The organism is Sandarakinorhabdus sp., from assembly GCF_041689835.1.
GTDB lineage: Bacteria > Pseudomonadota > Alphaproteobacteria > Sphingomonadales > Sphingomonadaceae > Sandarakinorhabdus.
Genome location: NZ_JBDNFM010000044.1, coordinates 1 through 20,807, shown reverse-complemented (window position 1 = coordinate 20,807; position 20,807 = coordinate 1). Strand labels below are relative to the sequence as shown.

Annotated in this window: 16 protein-coding genes and 1 tRNA gene; 3 read left to right on the top strand and 14 right to left on the bottom strand. The window is 63.2% G+C overall.

What is annotated here, in order from left to right; translation table 11 throughout:
- Nucleotides 1-159: 159 nt before the first annotated feature.
- The 8 genes from ACESL8_RS02195 to ACESL8_RS02160 all read right to left on the bottom strand — a co-directional run bounded on the left by ACESL8_RS02195 (nucleotide 160) and on the right by ACESL8_RS02160 (nucleotide 12,134).
- Entirely contained in the window at nucleotides 160-363 is a 204-nt protein-coding gene (locus ACESL8_RS02195) for a hypothetical protein (protein ID WP_372915493.1), read from the bottom strand.
- 57 nt (nucleotides 364-420) lie between these two features.
- Nucleotides 421-5,685, bottom strand: coding sequence for a GH36-type glycosyl hydrolase domain-containing protein (locus tag ACESL8_RS02190; protein ID WP_372915491.1), 5,265 nt, complete (start codon nucleotides 5,683-5,685; stop codon nucleotides 421-423).
- A 6-nt stretch (nucleotides 5,686-5,691) separates the two neighbouring features.
- Nucleotides 5,692-8,904 carry a hypothetical protein gene (locus ACESL8_RS02185; protein ID WP_372915489.1) on the bottom strand — a complete coding sequence of 1,071 codons (3,213 nt, stop codon included), beginning with the start codon at nucleotides 8,902-8,904 and terminating at the stop codon, nucleotides 5,692-5,694.
- 297 nt (nucleotides 8,905-9,201) lie between these two features.
- On the bottom strand, nucleotides 9,202-10,332 hold the full coding sequence (locus ACESL8_RS02180; RefSeq protein WP_372915487.1) for an NAD(P)-dependent alcohol dehydrogenase: 1,131 nt from the start codon (nucleotides 10,330-10,332) through the stop codon (nucleotides 9,202-9,204).
- 144 nt (nucleotides 10,333-10,476) lie between these two features.
- Nucleotides 10,477-10,553, bottom strand: a tRNA-Arg gene (locus ACESL8_RS02175).
- Between the two features lie 41 nt (nucleotides 10,554-10,594).
- Nucleotides 10,595-10,792, bottom strand: a complete 198-nt coding sequence (locus ACESL8_RS02170; protein ID WP_372915485.1) for a hypothetical protein — start codon at nucleotides 10,790-10,792, stop codon at nucleotides 10,595-10,597.
- Nucleotides 10,792-11,070, bottom strand: a complete 279-nt coding sequence (locus tag ACESL8_RS02165; protein WP_372915483.1) for an NADH dehydrogenase ubiquinone Fe-S protein 4 — start codon at nucleotides 11,068-11,070, stop codon at nucleotides 10,792-10,794. The genes ACESL8_RS02170 and ACESL8_RS02165 overlap by 1 nt, the downstream gene beginning before the upstream one ends.
- Nucleotides 11,071-11,126: 56 nt before the next feature.
- Complete coding sequence (locus ACESL8_RS02160; protein WP_372915481.1) at nucleotides 11,127-12,134, bottom strand: polyprenyl synthetase family protein; 1,008 nt, start codon at nucleotides 12,132-12,134, stop codon at nucleotides 11,127-11,129.
- A gap of 113 nt (nucleotides 12,135-12,247) precedes the next feature.
- Here ACESL8_RS02160 and ACESL8_RS02155 point away from each other — a divergent pair, with 113 nt between their 5' ends.
- Complete coding sequence (locus tag ACESL8_RS02155) at nucleotides 12,248-12,526, top strand: chorismate mutase (protein ID WP_372915479.1); 279 nt, start codon at nucleotides 12,248-12,250, stop codon at nucleotides 12,524-12,526.
- Here ACESL8_RS02155 and ACESL8_RS02150 read toward each other — a convergent pair.
- From ACESL8_RS02150 to ACESL8_RS02140, 3 genes are all read right to left on the bottom strand, one after another.
- On the bottom strand, nucleotides 12,508-13,857 hold the full coding sequence (locus tag ACESL8_RS02150) for a sensor histidine kinase (RefSeq protein WP_372915477.1): 1,350 nt from the start codon (nucleotides 13,855-13,857) through the stop codon (nucleotides 12,508-12,510). The two genes, ACESL8_RS02155 and ACESL8_RS02150, sit on opposite strands and share 19 nt — an antisense overlap.
- Nucleotides 13,858-13,906: 49 nt before the next feature.
- Nucleotides 13,907-14,569 carry a response regulator transcription factor gene (locus ACESL8_RS02145; RefSeq protein WP_372915475.1) on the bottom strand — a complete coding sequence of 221 codons (663 nt, stop codon included), beginning with the start codon at nucleotides 14,567-14,569 and terminating at the stop codon, nucleotides 13,907-13,909.
- A 69-nt stretch (nucleotides 14,570-14,638) separates the two neighbouring features.
- Nucleotides 14,639-14,923 (bottom strand): PepSY domain-containing protein, encoded by a 285-nt coding sequence (locus ACESL8_RS02140; RefSeq protein ID WP_372915472.1) that lies wholly within the window; start codon nucleotides 14,921-14,923, stop codon nucleotides 14,639-14,641.
- 199 nt (nucleotides 14,924-15,122) lie between these two features.
- On the opposite strand from ACESL8_RS02140, the gene ACESL8_RS02135 reads away from it, so the two are divergent.
- Entirely contained in the window at nucleotides 15,123-16,898 is a 1,776-nt protein-coding gene (locus ACESL8_RS02135; RefSeq protein WP_372915470.1) for an ABC-F family ATP-binding cassette domain-containing protein, read from the top strand.
- Between the two features lie 4 nt (nucleotides 16,899-16,902).
- Here the strand turns inward: ACESL8_RS02135 and ACESL8_RS02130 are convergent, their stop codons facing one another.
- Together ACESL8_RS02130 and ACESL8_RS02125 are read right to left on the bottom strand one after the other, a co-directional pair.
- Nucleotides 16,903-17,358 (bottom strand): N-acetyltransferase family protein, encoded by a 456-nt coding sequence (locus tag ACESL8_RS02130; RefSeq protein ID WP_372915467.1) that lies wholly within the window; start codon nucleotides 17,356-17,358, stop codon nucleotides 16,903-16,905.
- Nucleotides 17,359-17,395: 37 nt separating this feature from the next.
- A complete protein-coding gene (locus ACESL8_RS02125) occupies nucleotides 17,396-18,700 on the bottom strand; it encodes a polyhydroxyalkanoate depolymerase (RefSeq protein ID WP_372915497.1) in 1,305 nt (434 codons plus the stop codon).
- Nucleotides 18,701-18,886: 186 nt separating this feature from the next.
- Here ACESL8_RS02125 and ACESL8_RS02120 point away from each other — a divergent pair, with 186 nt between their 5' ends.
- On the top strand, nucleotides 18,887-20,680 hold the full coding sequence (locus ACESL8_RS02120; protein WP_372915463.1) for an ABC transporter transmembrane domain-containing protein: 1,794 nt from the start codon (nucleotides 18,887-18,889) through the stop codon (nucleotides 20,678-20,680).
- A gap of 4 nt (nucleotides 20,681-20,684) precedes the next feature.
- On the opposite strand, the gene ACESL8_RS02115 is transcribed toward ACESL8_RS02120, so the two are convergent.
- Nucleotides 20,685-20,804, bottom strand: coding sequence for an SDR family oxidoreductase (locus ACESL8_RS02115; protein WP_372915495.1), 120 nt, complete (start codon nucleotides 20,802-20,804; stop codon nucleotides 20,685-20,687).
- Nucleotides 20,805-20,807: the final 3 nt, after the last annotated feature.

The following is a 20,807-nucleotide window of genomic DNA, read 5'->3' as shown; positions in this document are numbered from 1 at the left end:
CTTGGCTTGCCTGCACCGGGCCCTGATCCGGGCTGAAAATCGTGAAGGCTGTTATCATGCGCGGGGGACGGCGTCTGCTTTTCGGCCATGGGTCAGGTCCTTTCGTGGTGTGTCCACGGCAACCAGCCATGTGACCGAAAGTTCCCCGCCCTTGCCCGTTCAGTCCGGCATGCCGTTGTTGCTGCCGGCGGCGGAAAAGCCAGCGAGTTGCACCTGTGCCGGCTCGCCCTGGCTGCCCAGCGCACGCACCATTTGTTCGGCGGCCGCAATTGCGGCCTCGCGGCAGGTGGCGGGCATCATCATGCATTCATCCCGGCGAACGGCCCAGCCATAGGGTTCCTCGACGATATCGAAAACAATCACGGCAGCACCTCCATTTTCAGCATGTCTGCCGAGAGAACGCTTGAGCCGCGCTTTTGTTCACGTCGCTTGCGGCCGGCCGAGAATAATCTTGACGACGCAGTCGGGCGCGCCGGGCCGAAGCGCGATCCGCACCGGGCCGGGCGCAAGTGCAATGCCAGCCACCACGGCAGCGGCGATACCGCGGTTCACGCGGTGCGGGTTGGTGACGTTAATCTGGTAGCGGCAGCCGGCGTGATCAAACCGGACATCGAACTCCGGCCAATGATCGGGAATACAGGGGTCTATCTCCAGAAAGCCGTCGCGCACGCGCACGCCGAGCACATGTTCGACGCCGGCGCGCTGCATCCAGCCGGCAGCGCCGGTATACCAGGTCCAACCGCCGCGCCCGACATTGGGCGGCCGCGAATACACATCGGCTGCAATCACATAAGGCTCCACCTTGTAGCGGTGCAGTTCGGCCAGCGTGAGGCTGTGGTTGATCGGGTTGAGCATGGCAAGCAGAGCCCCCGCCTGGTTGCCATCCCCCAGCATCGCCAGTGCGATCACCGACCAGAGCGCGGCATGGGTATATTGGCCACCGTTTTCACGGATGCCCGGCGGATAGCCCTTGATATAGCCGGGATCATGCGGCGTTTGATCGAACGGCGGCGCAAACAGCAGCGCCAGCCCGGTTTCCGACGAAACCAGCTCGCGCATCGCCGATGCCATGGCGCGGCGAGCGCGCGTCGGATCACCGCCGCCAGCGATCACCGCCCACGATTGAGCAATCGAATCGATGCGACATTCGTCACTTGCCAACGATCCCAGCGGCGACCCATCATCGAACCAGCCGCGCCGATACCAGTCACCATCCCAGGCTTCGCGGTCCAGCGCAGCGCGCAAGTCGGCGGCATGGGCCGTCCACGCCGCAACCCGCGCCGTGTCGCTGCGCGCAGCGGCGATCGGCAGGAACGCAGCCAGACTGGCGGCCAGGAACCACCCCATCCACACGCTTTCGCCCACGCCGTCATGGCCGACACGGTTCATGCCGTCGTTCCAGTCGCCGCCGCCAAACAACGGCAGGCCATGCACACCGGTGCCAAGACTGGCATCGAGCGCCCGCGCGCAATGTTCGTACAAGCTGGCCGACTGGTCGCTGATGCCGGGTTGGAAGAAATTTTCCATCTGGCCGGGTGCCAGCACTGGCCCATCGAGAAACGCAATATCCTCCTCCAGGATCGCTGCATCACCGGTTGCCCCCAGATAATGCGCCGTCACCAAAGCCAGCCAGACGCGGTCATCGGCAAAGCGCGTGCGCACGCCATTGCCCGCCTGCGGCAGCCACCAATGCTGCACATCGCCTTCGACAAACTGGCGGCCAGCCGCCCGCACGATCTGGGCCCGGGCAATGGCCGGGCGCACCGATGCCACCGCCATCACATCCTGCAACTGATCACGGAAACCATAGGCGCCGCTGGCCTGATAAAATCCGGCGCGCGCGCGAATGCGGCAGGCCAGGGTTTGATACAGCAGCCAGCCATTCAGCATGATGTCGAGCGAGCGATCCGGCGTCGTCACTTCCACCGCGCCCAGCACATCGGCCCAATCGGCGGTGACTTCGGCCAGAACGGCATCAAGATCGGCGGCGCGGTAGCGTTCGATCAACGCGCGGGCAGCATCGTCACCCACCGTTTCCCCCAGCAGGCAGACGATTTCGATGCTGGCGCCGTCCGCCAGTTCGATCTGCGTCTGCATCGCGCCGCAGGGATCAAGACCGGCGCCAACCCGGTTGGACAGCGGCGCGCGGGCTGCCATCGCAGCTGGATCGCCGGCATCGCCGCCGCGGCCGATGAATTCTCGCCGATCGCCGCTGTGGCTGGTCTGGCGGCCGCCCAGATCGAAAAAGGCCGTGCGGTCGGCAAAGGCCGGCACCCAGGCGTTGCTGGCAAACATCCCGCCGCTGGCCGGATCAACGCGGGTAACCACGAACGGCGCAGCAGCGGCCTTTGAGGCCCCCAGCACCCATTCCACATAGGCAGCCACCGTGAGCCGCCGCACCCGGCCAGAGACATTGCGGATGGTCAGCCGCGAAATCCTGATCGGATCGGCAATCGGCACAAATTCGATCAGACCGAACTCCAACCCCGACACGGCATGTTCAAACCTGCTGTAGCCCCAGCCATGGCGCGCGACATAGGTGCCGGCCGGATCACGGATCGGCGCGGCGGTCGGGCTCCACAACGCACCGTCGTCATCATCGCGAATATAAAAGGCCTGGCCTGAAGGATCGCCAACCGGATCGTTGGACCACGGCGTCAACTGGTGTTCGCGGCTGTTGGCGGCCCAGGTGAACCCGGCGCCATCGGCCGACACCTGAAAGCCGAAACCGGCGTTGGCGATGACGTTGATCCACGGCAGCGGCGTTGTCTGGCCCGGCCCCTGCACGATCACATACTCGCGCCCGTTTTCGGCAAAGCCGCCAATCCCGTTGAAAAACTCCAGCGTTGGCAGCGCGGCGAACCGATCAGGTTTTACTGCTGCCGGCAGGCGCGGCAGGCGCCGCAGCAGTGCGGGCTCGCGCCGCGCATCAAGCTGGTTGGCCAATGGGCCATTGTGCGCATCGATTACCACCCGCGCCGCCGACAGCAGCAGATCACGAGTGCTGTAAGGAACAAGGTCGGCGCGCAGCACGAACACGGTGCCAGGACTGCGCTCGCCGAACTGCGCGCGTGACTGGCTGGCCCGCACCAGCACTTCCAGCGCGCTTTGCAGATCCTGCACATAAGACGTGCCGCGTTCGTTGATGATGACCAGATCGAACGGCAGTTGTTTCATCCGCCAATAATCAGTCGCCTGCATCACCTCCCGCGCCACCGACAAATGCTCGATATCCGCAATGCGCAGCACGATGACCGGCAGGTCGCCCGAAATGCCCAGCGACCACAGGCCCGATTGTGGGCCAGCGCCTTGTGCAATGGCGGCAGCGGATGGCCGCAAACCAGCGGAAACATATAACATGTGGCCAGCCAACCGTTGGAACTGCGCTGCCTGGCCGGCACCAAGCCGCAAATGGTGGAGCTGAATCTGGGCTTGAGTGAAGGCCAGGGTGGCGGCGCGTTCATAGGCGATTGGCGCGCTGTGCTTGTCGATCATCTCCAGCACTTCCTGCCGGCTGGAGCCGATCATCGTCCAGAACGCGACATGCGCGGTTTCGCCAGGGGCCACACGCACCCGGGTGCGCAGCACGAACGCCGGATCGACCACAGCGCCGGCCGAGCCCGACAACGACCGTCCATCGGCTACGGCCCGCGGGCGCTGCAGGCTGCCGCCCCGGCCAAGGAATTGGGCGCGATCTGTTTCGAATTCGCATGAGCCCACGGCCTTGTCGTCCGCCACAATCAGGTGGGCGGCCCATGTTTCGCGGTCTGCCGGGTCGCGTTGCCGGCGCCGTGCCAGCAGTGCGTGTGCGCCGGCAAGCCATTCTGTTTCTATGAATAATCTGGAAAATACCGGATGGGCCACATCGGCGGCCTGGGGTGCCAGCGCGAGTTCTGCAAAGGAGGTGATTTCAACCGTGCGGACCCGGGTGCCGCCATTGCTGATCGAAACGCGCCGCACCTCGCTGTCATCCTCGGCCGAAACCAGCACGGTCATGCTGGTTGTCAGATCGCCGTCGCGCCGGACGAATTCGGCACGGTCTTCGTTGAAGCTGACCGAATAGCTGTCGGGTTCGCGGCGGGTAGGCTGATAGCCGGCCGACCAGATCTCGCCATTTTCGGCATCGCGCACGAAGATATGCGACCCCCGGTCGTCACAGGTCGCGTCTTCGCGCCAGCGGGTGACGGCGATATCGCGCCAGCGGCTGTAGCCCGATCCGGCAGCGGTAAGCATCAGCGAGTAGCGGCCGTTTGACAACAGATGCGTTGCCGGGCTGCGTGTGTGCGGCGTAGAAAAGTGGCGGCCAACAAATCGGCTGATCAACGGTGCCTTTGCTGCCGGTTGAGTTTCGTCGACAGCAGCTGCGCGCACCGCTGCCACCAGGCGCGGCATGCGTTCCTGCAGCAGCAGTTCCGCCGCCTTTACCAGCGGTTCGGCGTGAAAGCGATTGCACATCACGCCGCCAAACACGCTGTTGGCCAGCGCGACGATCGTCATGCCCTGATGATGCGCCATGAAATTGCGCACGATGGCGACCGTACGCCCGGCCGGCAGCCGTGAGGCCGTGTAATCCAGCGCGTCGAAATAGCCGAAGCGGCCCATCGCGCCGGCACCATCCAGGCGTTTGAAGTTGGCAATGGCGGCATGCGGCTGCGCCATCGCAGCCAATGCCGTGGCATAGGGCGCCACCACGAAATCATCGATCAGGCCCCGCTTCAGCCCGAGGCCCGGCACGCCGAAATTGGAATATTGATAGGTCATTTCGAGATCGCACGCATTGAACGCCGATTCCGAGATGCCCCATGGCAGACCATGCTGATCGCCATATTCGATGTGCGCCGCCACAACCCGGCATTCGGTGCGTTCAAGCAGGCTGCCGGCCGGTGGGCACATGACCAGCGCCGGCATGAGATATTCAAACATCGAGCCCGACCACGACACCAGCACCGGCCCCGCCGTGACCATCGTGACGGCATGGCCAAGCCTGAACCAGTGCCGGGCCGGCACGTCGCCCTTGGCGATGGCAAAAAAGCTGGCCAGCCGAGCTTCGGACGCGAGCAGATCATAATGATTGTCGTCCAACGCGCCGGTGGCGTCCGAATAGCCGATCGACAGCAGCTTGCGGTCGGGGTGCAGCATGAAGGCAAAGTCCATGCCCATCGCCAACTGGCGAGCGGCAGCGGCCAGATGCTGCAACCGTTCCGCCGTGATTGCGACATCTGCATCCCGCTGCGCATCCCGGTGATGGCTTGCGATGGCGGCGCCAACCGCGGCCAGCCAATATCGGCGATCCTCGTCGCTGGGCAAGGCTGCTTCGGCCAGCTCGGCGTCGGCCAGTTCGGCTTCGGCCTTGGCGGCGACAGCGGCAAGATCCTGCCAATCCACATCCGCCCCGGCGTGCAGCTTTGCCGCCAGCGCCAATGTCGCTGCATGGAGCCGGGGGTTCACAGCAGGAAAGGTCATGAAAATCGCGAATGCATCGCGCGCGCCGGCTAGTCGGGCATTATCCGCGTGCGGCGCCTCACGCCATTCCTCACACGCATTGGCCAGCGCGATCAGATGGCCAGCAAGATTGCCGCTGTCCACCGACGAGACGTAAGGTGGATCGAGCACCCGGCAATCTCCGGTGTCGTACCAGTTGTAGAAATGCCCACGACACCGCTGCAGGCGCGCCAGCGTTGCCATCGTCCCCTACAGCCGATCGATTGCTTCCTGGGTGCCAATCCAGCCAAAATCGCGCGCACTCACCACCGAAAGCAGGTACAGCCCGATGTTGGTGGGCGACGTGCGGCGCGCGATGACCGGCAGCGGGCTTTCCTGAAAATTGTCCGGCGGCAACATGTTGTCGGCCGACGTCACCACGAATTCAAAATAGCGCCAGGTACGCCGCGCGATCAGGCGCAGCATGTCGGTGTCGTCTGCGTCCAGTGTCAGCCGCTGCGGCAGCACTGGAGGCGTGCTGATCCGGCAGGCCAACGCTGGCGATGTCAGCCAGAGCACACCAAACGCCAGCGCCAAAGGCCAGGTCGCCTCGCCGCCGCCAACGGCAACGGCGACCCCGATTATGGCAAGGATGACCGCGCCAGGCATTCGACGGTAAAAGCCGCGCGTATCCAGCACCATCGCATCGGCCAGCTGCGCCGCCGGCACCCATTGCAGCATGTTGCGGCGCGTGATCGCCAAGCGCACGAGGGTGCGCCCGATGGCATCGCCCATCAGCCAGGCCTGATCAGCCAGAAACATGATCACCAGCCCCCAGCGCGCGGCCGCAAGACGGAAATCGGCACCCAGCACGCGCAGTTGCGCGCCAGCAGCAATGCCCGGTGGCCACCGCAGCAGGCTTTCCAGTAACGGGATCAGCGCCGGCACGGCCAGCACCAGCACCATGAACAGCGTCCACGACAGGGCCGCCGGCAGCGGCAGCAGCCAGCCGGCAAATAGCGCGCCGATGGCGGCCGGCGCCGTCAGGCTGCGCCGCAGATTGTCGATCATCTTGGCCCTACCGGTCAACGGCACCGCCTTGCCGGCCCCGCTGTCGAGACCCAAAATCCAGGGCAGCAACTGCCAGTCGCCGCGCGCCCAGCGATGATTGCGGCCCGACGCAACGTCATGGCGTTCGGGGAATTCCTCCACCACTTCCACATCGCTGGCCAGCCCGGCGCGGGCAAACACGCCTTCGAACAGATCATGGCTGAGCAAGGCTGCCTCAGGCACCCGCCCGGCCAGCGCCGCTTCAAAGGCATCGACATCGTAAATGCCCTTGCCGGCGTAAGATCCCTCGCCAAACAGATCCTGATAAACATCGGACACCGCGGCCGAATAAGGATCGATGCCGCTGTGGCTGGAAAACAGCCGCTGATACCATGATCCTTCGTGCCCGATCGCCAGCGCCGGCGTGATGCGCGGTTGCAGCAGGCCATGGCCTTCGACAACACGCCCGCTGGCCGGATCAAGGCGCGGCTGGTTGAGTGGATGCGCCAGCTTGCCGATCAGCCGCCGCACCGTATCGCGCGGCAGCCGCGTATCGGCATCAAGCGTGATGACGAACCGGACGGCTTCGGGAACGATCGGTGCCCGGCCATTTGCCGTAATGAAGCTGGTATCAGCGGCGCCGCGCAGCAGGCGGTTCAGTTCGTGCAGCTTGCCGCGCTTGCGCTCCCACCCCATCCACACGCCTTCGCTGCGGCTCCACTGCCGCCGCCGGTGCAGCAGCAGGAACCGGTCGCCCCCAGCAATCGCCGGGTAACGGGCGTTCAGGCTTGCGATGCCATCACTGGCCAATGCCAGCAGAGCGGCGTCGGCCGCCTGGGTTTCGGCCGGCGCATCAGCCCAGTCCGACAGCAACGCGAAATGCACATCGCCTTCAAGGCTGGCAAGATGATGGATTTCCAGCGTTTCAATCTGATCGGTAATGCTGCGTTCTGATGTCAACATCACCGGCACCGCCACCAGCGTGCGCAGATCGGCGGGAACGCCCTGCCGCAATTCCAGCGCCGGCAGGAACGTTGCCGGAATAACGCGCGTCACCCCGGCGTTGACAAAGGCCACGGCAGCATCAAGCGCCGGGATGGCGCCCAGAACCAGCAGCAGAAGCACCCACAGCGGGGCGACTTTCAAGGCCACCAGCGCCAGAGCAGGCACCAGCAGCACCAATGCGGCCACCGCCATGATCACCCCGCCATAACCCAGCACGCCCAGCTTGCGGCCCAATCTGCGGGGCCACGCCCTGATGGGCGCGCGATAGCCGATTTCGGCCTCCAGCGCCGTCCGGCCCGCCGCCACCAGATAATAACCGGGATCGCCCCGACGCGGATCGCCGTCGGCCCCGGCAAAACGCGCCCTGCCGGCAGCCTGAAGCGCGCGCGCTGCCACCTCGACTTCGGACAAGGGGGAACTTCGCGCCAGCATCTCGATGGCGGTGCGGTAATGGTTGCGGCTGGCGAAATCCATCGCCCGGTAGGTGTCGTTCTCAGCCAGCAGATCATCCACCGGCGACATTTTCTCGAACAACACCGACCAGTCAATTTCCGACATCACCCGCATGCTGGTGATGATGTTGCGCACAGTGACAGTGGCGCCGATCTGGCGTTCCTGCTCGGAAATAATGGCGGCATTGCTGCTCGTGCCGCGCTCCGCAAGCCGTGCGTCAAGCCATTTCAGCGCATGCGCGACCCCGTCGCTGTGGATTTGCAACCGGTGGACAAATTGCACGGCGAACGCGTCGGTTACCGGGCCAACATGGCTAACGAGAACCTGTGCCACCGGTTCGGCGACGCCCGTTTCCGTCCCCAGCAATCGATCAGCCAGCGCATCGGCCGCCTGGCGTTCGGCCTGGCTATGCTCGATCCGCACGGCAAATCGCCGCAGATTTTCGATCAGGACGATGCGCAATGTGGTCGCGACCGCCCACAATTCGCCGATCGTAAGCGGCTGGACTTGCTGATATGCGCGGATAAAGCGCGTGAGCACCTCTGCGTCGAAACGACTGTCCGTGTGCGCCACATAGGCCCATGCAATGCCGAACACGCGCGGAAAGCCGGCGAACGGGCCAGCAACCAGCTTGGGCAACAGACGATAAAACGCCGGCGGCAGATTTGCGCGAACATCCCGTATATGGCGTTCGACCAAATGGAAATTATCGACCAGCCATTCGGCCGCCGGCGTGATTGGCGTGGCTGCCTGCAGGCCGCGCATGGTGGCGCGAAATGTCTGCCGCAAGCTGTTTTCGTTATCCGCTAGCCGGGTGCTCAGCGACACGCCGCGCCGCGGCGCCGTGTCGGCCGCCTGCGCCCACGCCAAGCTGCGAGCATGGTCCTCCAGGCGTTCAACACCGAACAATTCCTCGCGAATTGGCTTATCGCCAAACCATGGCGAAGGGCGAGTGCGGAACAATCCTGCGATCATTGCTGGCTTCGCAGCTGCGACCCCTGAAGGCCGTTACCGCTTTTCTGACCGTTGCCGAATGTGCTCGAGCCCCACAACCGGATCAGCCCGGACCATGTGGGACCGCGCACCTTCATCATCAACCACCTATCGCGTTGCGGACCCGGCAGCCCTTAAACACACAATCATCGGCAGGCGGATTTGTTCCTTCGGCCATGCTTTGGCGGGCAACAAATATGGCCAGCCAGGGGCGATGAAATGTGGACTCAGATCATTGAGGATTTTTGCTTGTGCCGGCCAGATGTTGAAAAATTCACGTCAGGCCTTCATCCCGGAACCTGGTTCACCGCGTGTCGGCGCTTCGAGCCTTGTGCCAGTGCGGACGATCTCGCCGCGCTCCGCCTTGAGCGACGCCATATCGATCACATACCGGAAACGGACGTCGTCATCTTTGATACGCTGGAAGGCATCGTTGATGTCGGCAATGTCGATCACCGCGATCTCGGGTCTGATGCCGTGCTCGGCGCACAGATCCAAAACCTCTTGCGTGTCGCCAACACCGCCAATCAACGAACCAGCGAGCGATATCCGGTTGAAGACCATTGGCCCGGGGTTGAACGCATCAAACTGCATCATGTTGCCAACAACCACCAACGTTGAACCCGGCATCATGAACCCAAGATAGTCGGCAATATCATGCGGGTAGGGAACGGTATCGATCATCATGTCGAGCGTCTGCGCTGCTGCCTCGACTGCGGCGTCATCGTCCATAACCACCACCTTGTCGGCTCCCAACGCCAGGACAGCAGCAACTTTGCCTGCTGATGTCGTGAAGGCCACCACCGTCGCTCCCATCGCCTTGCCGATCTGCACCGCCATATGTCCCAGCCCGCCAATCCCGGCGACACCCAGGGTTTGCCCCTTTTTCAGCCCAAAGTGCTTCATCGGTTGATAGGTCGTGACCCCGGCACACAATATTGGCGCGGCTTCGGCAGGGTCGATGCCGTCCGGAATTGTCAGGACAAACTCTTTTCGCACCACGATGCTGTCGCTGTAGCCACCATAGCTGTTGGTGCCGTCAGGCTTCTTGGGGCCATTATAGGTAAAGGTGCTGCTTTTGGGCCCCGCGCAATATTGCTCGTCGCCCGCCTTGCATGGCTCGCACGTCTGGCAACTGTTGATCATGCAGCCGACACCAACTGTCTGCCCCACCGAAAATTCCGGCACGCCGTCGCCAACTTCCGTCACTGTTCCAACGATTTCGTGGCCCGGCACGCAAGGCCACACCGTGTTTTCCCAATCATCGGCGCATTGGTGGATATCGGAATGGCAAACGCCACAAAAAGCGATGTCGATCGCCACCTCGCCGGCACGCAGTGGTTCGCGGTCAAAGATGACAGGAACAAGGCTTTTATCGGCTCCCAAAGAACCGTACCCGATAGTGGTCATGGAAAGCCTTTTCGTTATGGAGTGTAAACTCACAACGATACTGTCGAGGATTTGATCCTTCCGAAAAGCAAGATTTGCAGTTTTGCTCGCCAGCCAAATTTCGATTGGCCCCGCACCACGCTTTATTGCGGATTTCCAGGCAATTGGCGCGCCCAGCAGGACTCGAACCTGCGACCCCGAGCTTAGAAGGCCCGTGCTCTATCCAGCTGAGCTATGGGCGCGTTGGTGCGCAGATGCCCCCTTCCCGGCCGAAAATCCAGCCCTAGTCGTCGGCAATGTCAAGATAAGCGGCCACATCGTTGTCGGTGGCGATCCACAACATTAGCTGCACGGCTTCGGATTGAGCTGCGGCGATGGCCAACGCTTCGGCCAGTGGGCCGTAGAAAAGCGTTTCGGCAACCGGATCACCTTCGTCCAGCCGATACAGCCGCACCGTCGCCGAGGCGAAGGTGGAGCGCATCAGCGGAAATTGTCGGCGTAGGCCTGAATCTTCAACACGCGCGGCCCAAGCGTGACGATCTCCACCTCCAGATCGTTGGCAGCAGCATAGGCCAACGCGGCTTCCTGGGTGGCAAAACGCAGCTGTAGCTGGCCAGCAGTGAAGCCGCTGCCACTCCAACCGGTGAGCGCATCGGCGCGCATGCGATCGTCGCGTTCGAATTCAAGCAGCCATTCGCCGGTGCGGGCGCGGCCGGATTGCATGGCGTGCTTGGGGCGTTGGTACAGACGAGCGTGCATGATCTTCCTCTGCCGTGGCCCCGCCCCGCAGGCAAGGGCTTGCCGTCAACTGGCCGTCAATACGCCCTGGCGATGGCAAACTCGACCGTTTCGGTGAGCGCGTCGCGGGCCAGGCCCTTTGGGAAGCTGCCGAGCACATCGATGGCGCGCTGGCCGTAATGTCGAGCGCGGGCCATGGTGTCGGTAACGGCGTTGGTGGTGCGCAGATGCTCCCCGGCGCGGGCAAGTTCGACGTCGCCATTGGCTTTGCCGCTCATGGCGCGGCGCCAGAATTCGCGGTCTTCCTCGTTGCCGCGAGCATAGGCCAGGATCACCGGCAGGGTGATCTTGCCATCGCGAAAATCGTCGCCGGCGTTCTTGCCCATGGTTTCCGCATCCGACACATAATCGATGGCATCATCCACCAACTGGAACGCGATGCCGAGATAGCGGCCATAGCTGGCCAGCGCTGCTTCGGCCTTGTCGTCGCGTTCGGCGACCACGCCGGAAATCTGGCAAGCGGCAGCGAACAGCGCGGCTGTCTTGGCGCTGATGATCTCCAGATAGCGATCTTCGGTGGTCGATACGTCGCGCTGGGCCGTGAGCTGCGCCACTTCGCCTTCGGCAATCACCGCCGACGCACGAGAAAGAATCTTGAGAACGCGAAGCGAGCCGTCTTCCACCATCAGTTCAAAGGCGCGGCTGAACAGGAAATCACCCACCAGCACACTGGCCGGATTGCCGTAAAGCGCATTTGCCGTGGCTTTGCCGCGGCGCAGACCCGATGCGTCGACCACGTCGTCGTGCAGCAGCGTGGCGGTGTGGATGAACTCCACGGCTGCCGCGAGCTTGTAATGGCGCGTACCTTCATATCCAAGCAGGTTGGCACACCCCAAAGTGAGCATCGGGCGCAGCCGTTTGCCGCCGCCGGCGATCAGATGGCCGGCCAGTTCCGGGATCAGCGCCACCTGCGACTGCATGCGATCGAGGATGACGTGGTTCACTGCGTTGAGCCCGGGTGCCGTCAGGTTCAGCAGAGCCTGGATGGACGGCTCTCGACGAAGGTTATGGACTGTGGCACTCACATCGTTTTCCTTACCGAAAGCTGCCGGGCGCGCAAGCGTGGCCTTGCCCCCCGCGCTGCTGTGCCGCAAAAGAGGGTCGGCGCCCCGGGCGGCGGCCGGGTAGGGGAAACAGCGTGACCGATCAAGTATTGGAGGCCTATCGCCAGAGCATTGACAATATCGATGCGGCTCTCGTGTTCATGCTGGCCGAACGCTTCAAGACAACCCAGGCGGTGGGCCGATACAAGGCCGAAACCGGACTGCCGCCAGCCGATCCGGGCCGCGAGACGGAACAGATTGCTCGCCTGCGTACGCTGGCAGCCAGCGCCAATCTCGATCCTGAATTTTCCGAAAAATTCCTGCGCTTCATCATCGACGAAGTGATCCGCCACCATCAGGCGGCGCGCGGCTGAACATCCGGCTGCCCGCCCTGAAATGCCCTGGGCAGGCTGAGAATCACCAGCAGGCCGCCCAGATCCTCCGAAGTGCCAAGTTCGACACTGCCGCCATAAAGTTCAGCCACATCCTTGACGATGGCAAGGCCAAGGCCGGTGCCGGGCTTATCCGTGTCCAGCCGCTCGCCGCGTTCGAACAGCCGGTTGCGCTGGTCTGGCGCAATGCCCCTGCCGTCATCCTCCACCAGAATGCGTACCATGTCGGCTTCGGTCTCAACCGTGATGAACACGCGGCCGCCGCCGTGCAGGGCGGCGTTGTCAATCAGATTGCCCAGCATTTCATCCAGATCCTGGCGCTCGCCGCGAAAAGCCGCGTCGCGCATTCCGGCCAGATCGATCAGCACCTTGCCCTGATGGATCCGCCCCACCGTGCGGGCAATCGCCTCCAGCGCCGGCCATAACGGGGTGCGGGCGGTGGAGGCAGCACGGCGGCCGGCGGCGCGGGCACGGGCCAGCTGGTGATCGACATGGCGGCGCATCACCTGCACCTGGGCTTCGATGGCGCGGGCCAGTGGATCATCACGGCCGCGCGCCTCGCCCAACAGCACGCTCATCGGGGTTTTCAGGGCGTGGGCCAAATTGCCGGCGTGGCGGCGCGCGGCTTCGGATTGGGCCTCACCGTGGGCCAGCAACTCGTTGATTTCGGCAACCAGCGGTTCAACTTCCACCGGGAATTGCGCATTCACCCGCCGCGCCCGGCCCGACCGGATGTCGGCGATGGCATCCGACACGCGCCGCAAAGGCGCCAGGCCATAGATGGATTGCAGGCCAACCATGATGATGAGGCCGATGCCCAATACCCCGAGGCTCCAGCCGACGATGGTGCGCGTGCGCGCCAGTTGCCGATCGAGATCGCGACTGGACTGCGCCACCTGAAACAGGAATGGCTGCGCCGCGCCGGGCAAGCGTACGCTGCGCGCCAATACCCGCAGTGTTTCGCCGGGAAACTGCGTGCTTTCATATTTGCCGGGGTTTCGACAATCCTGATCGCGGGCCGGCGCTGCCAACTGGCGATCCCACAGGCTGCGCGATGGAAACGGTGCATGGCCGCCCTCCGACACCTGCCAGTAAAGACCAGAATAAGGCTCGGCAAAACGCTGGTCACCCATTTGGCGCAGCAGGCGCACGTCGCCCACCTCGTCCAATTCGGCGGCGTTGATCATGGCGTTGAGATTGTTGGCCAGCTGTTCGTCGAAACTGGCTGTGAGCGTATCATCGAGAACGCTCACCAGCGCCAGCCCGCCCACGCCAAGCAACATGGTTATCCACACCGATGCGATCAGCACCATGCGCCGCTGAAGCGAGCGGCCGGTGCTGATATCAGCCGGCGGCTGCGGTTCAGAGCTGGTCGTTGAGACTGTAGCCAAGGCCGCGCGTGGTCATGATCAGATCGGCACCCAGTTTTTTGCGGATGCGCGTGATGAACACTTCGATCGTATTGGAATCGCGATCGAAATCCTGGTCGTATATATGTTCGATCAGCTCGGTTCGGCTGACCACCTTGCCTTTGTGGTGCATCAGATAGCTGAGCAGCTTGAATTCCTGAGCCGTGAGCTTCACCGGTTCGCCGTTCAGGGTCACCCGGCCCGAGCGGCCATCAAGACGCACGCCGCCAGCCGTCAATTCCGATGTCGCCTGCCCTGCGGCACGGCGGATGATGGCGCGCAGCCGCGCCACCAATTCCTCGATCTGGAACGGCTTGGCCAGATAATCGTCGGCACCGGCATCAAGGCCGGCAACCTTGTCTGACCAACTGTCGCGCGCAGTCAACACCAGCACCGGCATGATGCGGCCTTCCCGGCGCCAGCGATCGAGCACGGTCAGGCCATCAAGGCCCGGCAAACCAAGATCGAGGATGACCGCGTCATAGGCTTCATTGGAACCCAGATAATGGCCTTCTTCACCGTCGCTTGCGACATCCACGGCATAGCCCGCCTGTTCCAGCGCATTTTTCAGCTGGCGGCGCAGATTTGGCTCGTCTTCGACGATCAGTATTCGCATTGGGCCCCGTCCACGTTTTCATCTGCTCCTGTCAAGCTGGCGGCGCTGCCCAGTGCCGCCGCCCCGTCATCAAAAGCTTTGCCGGCGCTGCACCCGTACGCCGGTGCGGGCATCAACATCAATATTGATCAGATTGCCCTCGCGCATGAACCGGAACCGGTAGGTGCGGCTGGCCTGATCGAATTGCACACCGACATACTCTCCCGGGGTTTCCTGCACCACCCGGCGCTGGATCGCCTCCAGCGGCATGATCTCTCCGGCGCGCACCATGTCGTGCACGTCGTTGGGGCCGGCCAGCACCGGAACGGCAAGTGCCAGGCTGGTGAAAGCGAAAAGAAGGTTGCGCACACGCATGGTCCTGCCAATCGGCCCCGCTGAAATTACTTCACCGGCGGTCCTTGAGATCGCCACCCTGCCCGCCATCGCTTGAACCCGTCCTGAACATGAACGGATTGCAAGCGACCGAGATGAATGATCCTTGTGCCGCATGGATGGCATGTGTGCAACCGCTGCCTCTTGCCAGCAGCGGCGCGACAGGCCACTGCGCTTGCGCATGCCCGAACCCATTTTCACTCTTGATGCCATCGGCCTGAAAACCGGCACCGGCTGGCTGTTCCAAGGCCTGTCGCTCACCCTCGATGCGCGTGACCGCGTGGCGTTGATCGGCCGCAACGGGGCCGGCAAGTCGACCTTGCTCAAAATCATCGACGGCAGCATCGAAGCTGACAGCGGCCGGCGGGCAGCATCGGGCGGCTTGCGCATCGGCCGGCTGGAACAGGATCCGCCGATGGGGGGATTCGCCACGCTCGAAGCCTATGCCATGGCTGGCGGCGCCCAGGCTCATGACATCGCCGCTCTGGCCGATCAACTGGGGCTTGATCTTGATCGCCCGGCCGCCACCGCATCGGGCGGCGAGCGTCGCCGCGCTGCGCTGGTGCGGGTACTGGCTGAGGCACCCGATCTGCTGCTGCTCGATGAGCCTACCAACCATCTCGATATCAATGCCATCGAATGGCTGGAAAACTGGCTGGATCGTAGCCGCTGCGCGCTGGTGGTGATCAGCCACGATCGTACGTTCTTGACGCGGCTTACGCGCAATTGCCTGTGGCTGGATCGCGGTATGCTGCGCCGGGCCGAAGTAGGCTTTGGCGGTTTCGATGCCTGGGCCGAAGCCGTGGCCGCCGAGGAGGAACGCACCGCCCAGCGCCTGGACACCAAACTGAAGGCCGAAGAACACTGGCTGCAACGCGGCGTCACCGCCCGGCGCAAACGCAACATCGGGCGACTGACCAAGCTGATGGATTTGCGCGAAACCCGCCGCAGCCTCGATCGCGGCCCGACAACAGCGCGCATCAGCACCGAATCAAGCGATCCCGGTTCCAAGATCCTCATGGATGCCAAGGCGATCTCGCTGGCCTTTGGCGATCGGCCCATCCTTACCGATTTTTCGCTGCGGGTGCGCAAGGGCGATCGGATCGGCATCGTTGGCCCCAACGGTGCCGGCAAATCGACCCTGATCAAGCTGCTGCTCGGCCAGATCGAACCTGCATCCGGCACCATCAAGCGCAGCGCTGCCTTGGCCCCCACCATCATCGATCAACACCGCGCGCGCCTGAAAGGCCGCACAGTGCGCGAAGTGCTGGCCGATGGCGGCGAATGGATCGAGGTGAACGGTTCCAAGAAACATGTCGCCGGCTATCTGAAGGAATATCTGTTCGATCCCGGCGTCCTTGATGCGGCAGCGGAAACCCTGTCGGGCGGTGAACAATCCCGCCTGCTGCTGGCGCGTGAATTTGCCACGCCGTCCAATCTGATGGTACTCGATGAGCCCACCAACGATCTCGACATGGAAACGCTCGACCTTATCGAGGACGTGATCGGCGATTATGATGGCACGGTGCTGCTGGTCAGCCACGACCGTGCCTTCCTCGACAGGGTGGTGACGATGATTGTCGCCATGGACGGCAACGGCAATGCCGAAATCAGCGTTGGCAGCTGGAGTGACTGGGCGGCGCGCCAGCGGCCCGCCGGCAAGGCCAAGGGCCGTTCCGCCGCGCCCACCACGGCTGCCACGCCCGCTGCCAAAAAGTTGAGCAAATTAAGCTATATCGATGCGCGCGAACTCACCGATTTGCCGGGGCGCATGGAAGCGCTGGGCAAGGATATCGCCAAGCGCGAGACGCTCATTGGCGATCCCGATCTTTATGCCAAGAATCCAAACCGTTTTTCCGCGCTGATGGCTGAAATCAATAAATTGCGCGCCCAGTTGGAAGCAGCGGAACTGCGCTGGTTGAAACTGGCCGAGATGGAAGAACGCCTGGCCAGTTGACCGTCTACAGTCGCAATCGCATCAGCACGTCATCAACCCGCACGCCGTCGACGCGAATGGCATCCTCGTCGATTGCGTAAGGGCGAAATCCGCAAGCCAGATACAGCGCAATTGCCGGTGCATTGCCGATGCCAACGCTCAAGACCAGTTCATCGACCTGGCCGCGAGCCGCAGCCACCACGGCTGCGATCAAGGCAGGGCCTGCGCCGCTACCACGCGCAACCGGCGCCACATACACGCCCACGAGGGATCCGCGATGGCTGACCTTGCGCCCAGTTTGAAACGCAAGCGCCACAGTGCCAACAAGATCAACGCCCAAAAACGCGCCAAATGTCGTTCGCTTCGCCAAGCGCGCCAGCCAATCGCCCGCCGGCCAAGCCGCTTCATCGTCGGCATCAGCCGCAAAGGCGGCTGGATGAGCGTGCAGCCCGGCCAACCGCAAAGCGCGATATGCCTCCACGTCTGCGGCCGCCAAAAGGCGAACCGTCAAAACGCGCTCAGGCAACCTCGACACCGGGCGTCACGTCTGGTTCGATGTGCGGCGGCAGCACCACGCGCAGCGGCGCCGGCGCAACCTTGGCAGTATCGTGGGCGCGCACAAACGTTTCCATAACCGGCGCAATTGCCTCGCGCCACTTGCGGCCGTTGAAGATGCCATAATGGCCGGCGCCTTCCGCAAGGTGATATTGCTTCTTGTTGTCCGGCAGGTTCACCGCCAGATCGAGCGCGGCCTTGGTCTGGCCGATACCGGAGATATCGTCGCGTTCGCCCTCGATCGCCAGCAGCGCGGTCCTGGTGATCTTGCCCGGATCGACAATACGGCCACGATGTTCAAATTGGCCAGTGGCCAGCGCCTGGCGCTGAAATACCAGATCGATCGTCTGCAGATAAAACTCGGCAGTCATGTCGCACACCGACCGATATTCGTCATAGAAAGCTTTGGTAGCGTCGGCCGATTCTTCGTCGCCGTCCACCAGGTGCTTGAACATATCCCAGTGCGAATTCATGTGATTGGCGAGGTTCATCGACATGAAGCCCGACAATTGCAGAAAGCCGGGATAAACCTTGCGGCCGCCGCCCGGATACATGGCTGGCACATCCTGGATCACCGTGTGCTCGAACCAGGCGTAGGGCCGCTTGGAGGCCAGATCATTCACCGATGTCGGCGCTTTGCGTGTGTCAATCGGCCCGCCCATCATCGTCAGGCTGGGCGGCGTGCAGGGATGATCATCCTCGTTCATCAAAGCCACGGCAGCCAGCGCCGGCACCGAAGGCTGGCACACCGCCAGCATGTGCGTGTCCGGCCCCAGCACTTCGAGATACTCGATCAGATAATCAACGTAATCATTGAGATCGAAATGGCCTTCGCTGGTGGGCACCAGGCGAGCATCGCGCCAGTCGGTAATGTACACCTCGTGATCAGGAAGCAACCGTTCCACCGTGCCGCGCAGCAGCGTCGCGTAATGGCCCGACATCGGCGCCACCACCAATATGCGCGGATCGCGGCGACCGGAAATGGCGCGCTTGAAATGCTTGAGCTGGCCAAACGGCTTTCGGTGCACCACCGCTTCCGAAACTGGTACCGAAACGCCATCAACGGTGGTGGAAAGCAGGCCAAATGCCGGCTTGCCGCGCACTTCGACGGTGTGGGCAAATACCTCCAGCGCCCGCGCCATCGATGAAGCAGACGGCGACCAGGCCAGCGGATTGGCTTGGCTGAGCAACCAGTCGGAACTGGATTGGGCTGCCATGCCCATCGCGGCCAGCCAGGCTTTCTGCATCTCAAAGGCGGTATAAAGCATCAATATTCCTTCCGGCGTGGCCGCATTCATGATGCAGTTCCATATCGCACATGCAGCATAAACCGGAATCGGCTGCAACGTGCAACTAATCTGGTGCGGTGCAGCATATATATAACGACCGCTGTTGCCGGCTTTGTCGCGGCCGGTTGCCATTGAGTGTGGCGCGGCCTGCTGTTATCAGCCTGCATGGCTCCCCGTCCGCCGAAACCACCCTTGCCTCCTCCGGCCGAGCGCAAACTCTCCCGCCTCAAGCTGTTGTGGCGGTTTGCACGTGCGTATCCGTTGCAACTTGGTGCGGCGGTCATCGCGTTGTGCGTTGCCGCGCTCACCACACTGGCCATCCCGCAAGGGCTGAAAACAGTGGTGGACAATGGCTTTGCCCGCGGCAGCGACCCGGACGCCATCGCACCGTTCTTCCTGGGCTTCCTTGGCCTTGTGCTCATGCTCGGTCTGGCCACAAGCGTGCGCTTTTTCTTCGTGTCCTGGATTGGCGAGCGTGTGGTGGCCGATCTGCGCACCGCAGTGCAGCGTCACCTCATCAGCCTTGATCCGGTATTCTTCGAAGAAAACCGTCCCGCCGAGATTGCCAGCCGCATCACGTCGGACACGTCGGTCATCGAACAGGTTGTGGGCACATCGGCCAGCCTCGCCCTGCGAAACACGGTGATGGGCATCGGCGGCATCGGTTACATGTTCTGGGTGTCCCCGCGTCTGACGTTGATGATGATGCTGGTGATCCCGCTCACCATCGCGCCGATCCTTTTCCTCGGCCGCAAGGTGCGCGACATCTCGCGCGCCAGCCAGGATCGGGTGGCCGACATGGGCACGATGGTTTCCGAAGTGCTCGGCGCCATCCGCATCGTGCAGGCCTTTACCCAGGAAGCGCGCGAATCCAGCCGCTTTGCCGCCGCCGTCGAACGCAGCTTCGATACCGCCAAGCGCCGCATCCGTCTGCGCGCGGTGATGACGGCGTTGGTGATCACGCTCATTTTCGGCGCCATCACGCTGGTGCTGTGGCAGGGCGCGCTCGATGTGATTTCAGGCCGCCTGTCGGGCGGTTCGATTGCCGCATTCGTGTTTGCGGCCGCCATCGTCGCCGGCGCGTTTGGCACGCTCACCGAAGTCTATGGCGATTTCATGCGCGCCGCCGGGGCCGCCGGGCGCATGGAAGAATTGCTGGCCGCCCGCCCGATGATCCGTGCTCCGGCCCATCCTGTGCCGCTGCCGACCCCGGCCCGCGGCGAACTTGAACTGGCCGGCGTGCATTTCCACTATCCGTCCAAGCCAGATGCACCGGCGCTCAAAGGCTTCACGCTCAAGGTCGCGCCCGGTGAAACGGTGGCCGTGGTCGGCCCGTCGGGCGCCGGCAAATCCACGCTGTTTCAACTGGTACAGCGCTTTTACGATCCAGAGGCCGGCGAATTGCGGCTGGACGGCGTGTCTTACCTGGATGCCGATCCGCACCAGATCCGCGAGCGCATCGCCGTGGTGCCGCAGGAAACCGTGATCTTTGCCGCCAGCGCCCTGGAAAATATCCGCTACGGCCGGCCCGAAGCGACCGAAGCCGAAGTGTGGGCTGCGGCCGAAGCCGCCCATGCCGATGGCTTCCTGAAAGACATGCCCGAAGGCATCCACAGTTTCCTGGGCGAAAGCGGCACACGGCTTTCGGGCGGCCAGCGCCAGCGCGTCGCCATTGCTCGCGCCATCCTGCGCAATGCGCCGATCCTGCTGCTTGACGAGGCGACCAGCGCGCTCGACGCCGAAAGCGAACAGCTGGTGCAGGCCGCGCTCGATGATCTGATGAAGGACCGCACGACACTGGTCATCGCCCACCGCCTCGCCACCGTGCGCGGCGCCGATCGTATCGTGGTGATGGACAAGGGCCGTATCGTCGCCGAAGGCACGCACGACAGCCTTATGGCCGCCGGCGGCCTTTATGCCCGGTTGGCGCGGCTGCAGTTCGATCAGATCGCCGCCTGATTTTTCACTGCGCGGTGTAGCCGCCGTCCACAACCAATTCGGCGCCAGTAATGAAACTGGCCTCGTCACTGGCCAGGAAGGCAATAACGTCGCCAATCTCCCTGGGCTGACCGAACCGGCCGATCGG

Bases quoted from the DNA above. Each gene is read 5' to 3' on its own strand.
- ACESL8_RS02190 (WP_372915491.1), bottom strand. From the start codon at position 5,685: ATGGCAACGCTGGCGCGCCTGCAGCGGTGTCGTGGGCATTTCTACAAC.
- ACESL8_RS02165 (WP_372915483.1), bottom strand. From the start codon at position 11,070: ATGCACGCTCGTCTGTACCAACGCCCCAAGCACGCCATGCAATCCGGC.
- ACESL8_RS02135 (WP_372915470.1), top strand. From the start codon at position 15,123: ATGCCCGAACCCATTTTCACTCTTGATGCCATCGGCCTGAAAACCGGC.
- ACESL8_RS02180 (WP_372915487.1), bottom strand. From the start codon at position 10,332: ATGACCACTATCGGGTACGGTTCTTTGGGAGCCGATAAAAGCCTTGTT.
- ACESL8_RS02185 (WP_372915489.1), bottom strand. From the start codon at position 8,904: ATGATCGCAGGATTGTTCCGCACTCGCCCTTCGCCATGGTTTGGCGAT.
- ACESL8_RS02145 (WP_372915475.1), bottom strand. From the start codon at position 14,569: ATGCGAATACTGATCGTCGAAGACGAGCCAAATCTGCGCCGCCAGCTG.
- ACESL8_RS02120 (WP_372915463.1), top strand. From the start codon at position 18,887: ATGGCTCCCCGTCCGCCGAAACCACCCTTGCCTCCTCCGGCCGAGCGC.
- ACESL8_RS02125 (WP_372915497.1), bottom strand. From the start codon at position 18,700: ATGCTTTATACCGCCTTTGAGATGCAGAAAGCCTGGCTGGCCGCGATG.
- ACESL8_RS02140 (WP_372915472.1), bottom strand. From the start codon at position 14,923: ATGCGTGTGCGCAACCTTCTTTTCGCTTTCACCAGCCTGGCACTTGCC.
- ACESL8_RS02170 (WP_372915485.1), bottom strand. From the start codon at position 10,792: ATGCGCTCCACCTTCGCCTCGGCGACGGTGCGGCTGTATCGGCTGGAC.
- ACESL8_RS02150 (WP_372915477.1), bottom strand. From the start codon at position 13,857: ATGGTGCTGATCGCATCGGTGTGGATAACCATGTTGCTTGGCGTGGGC.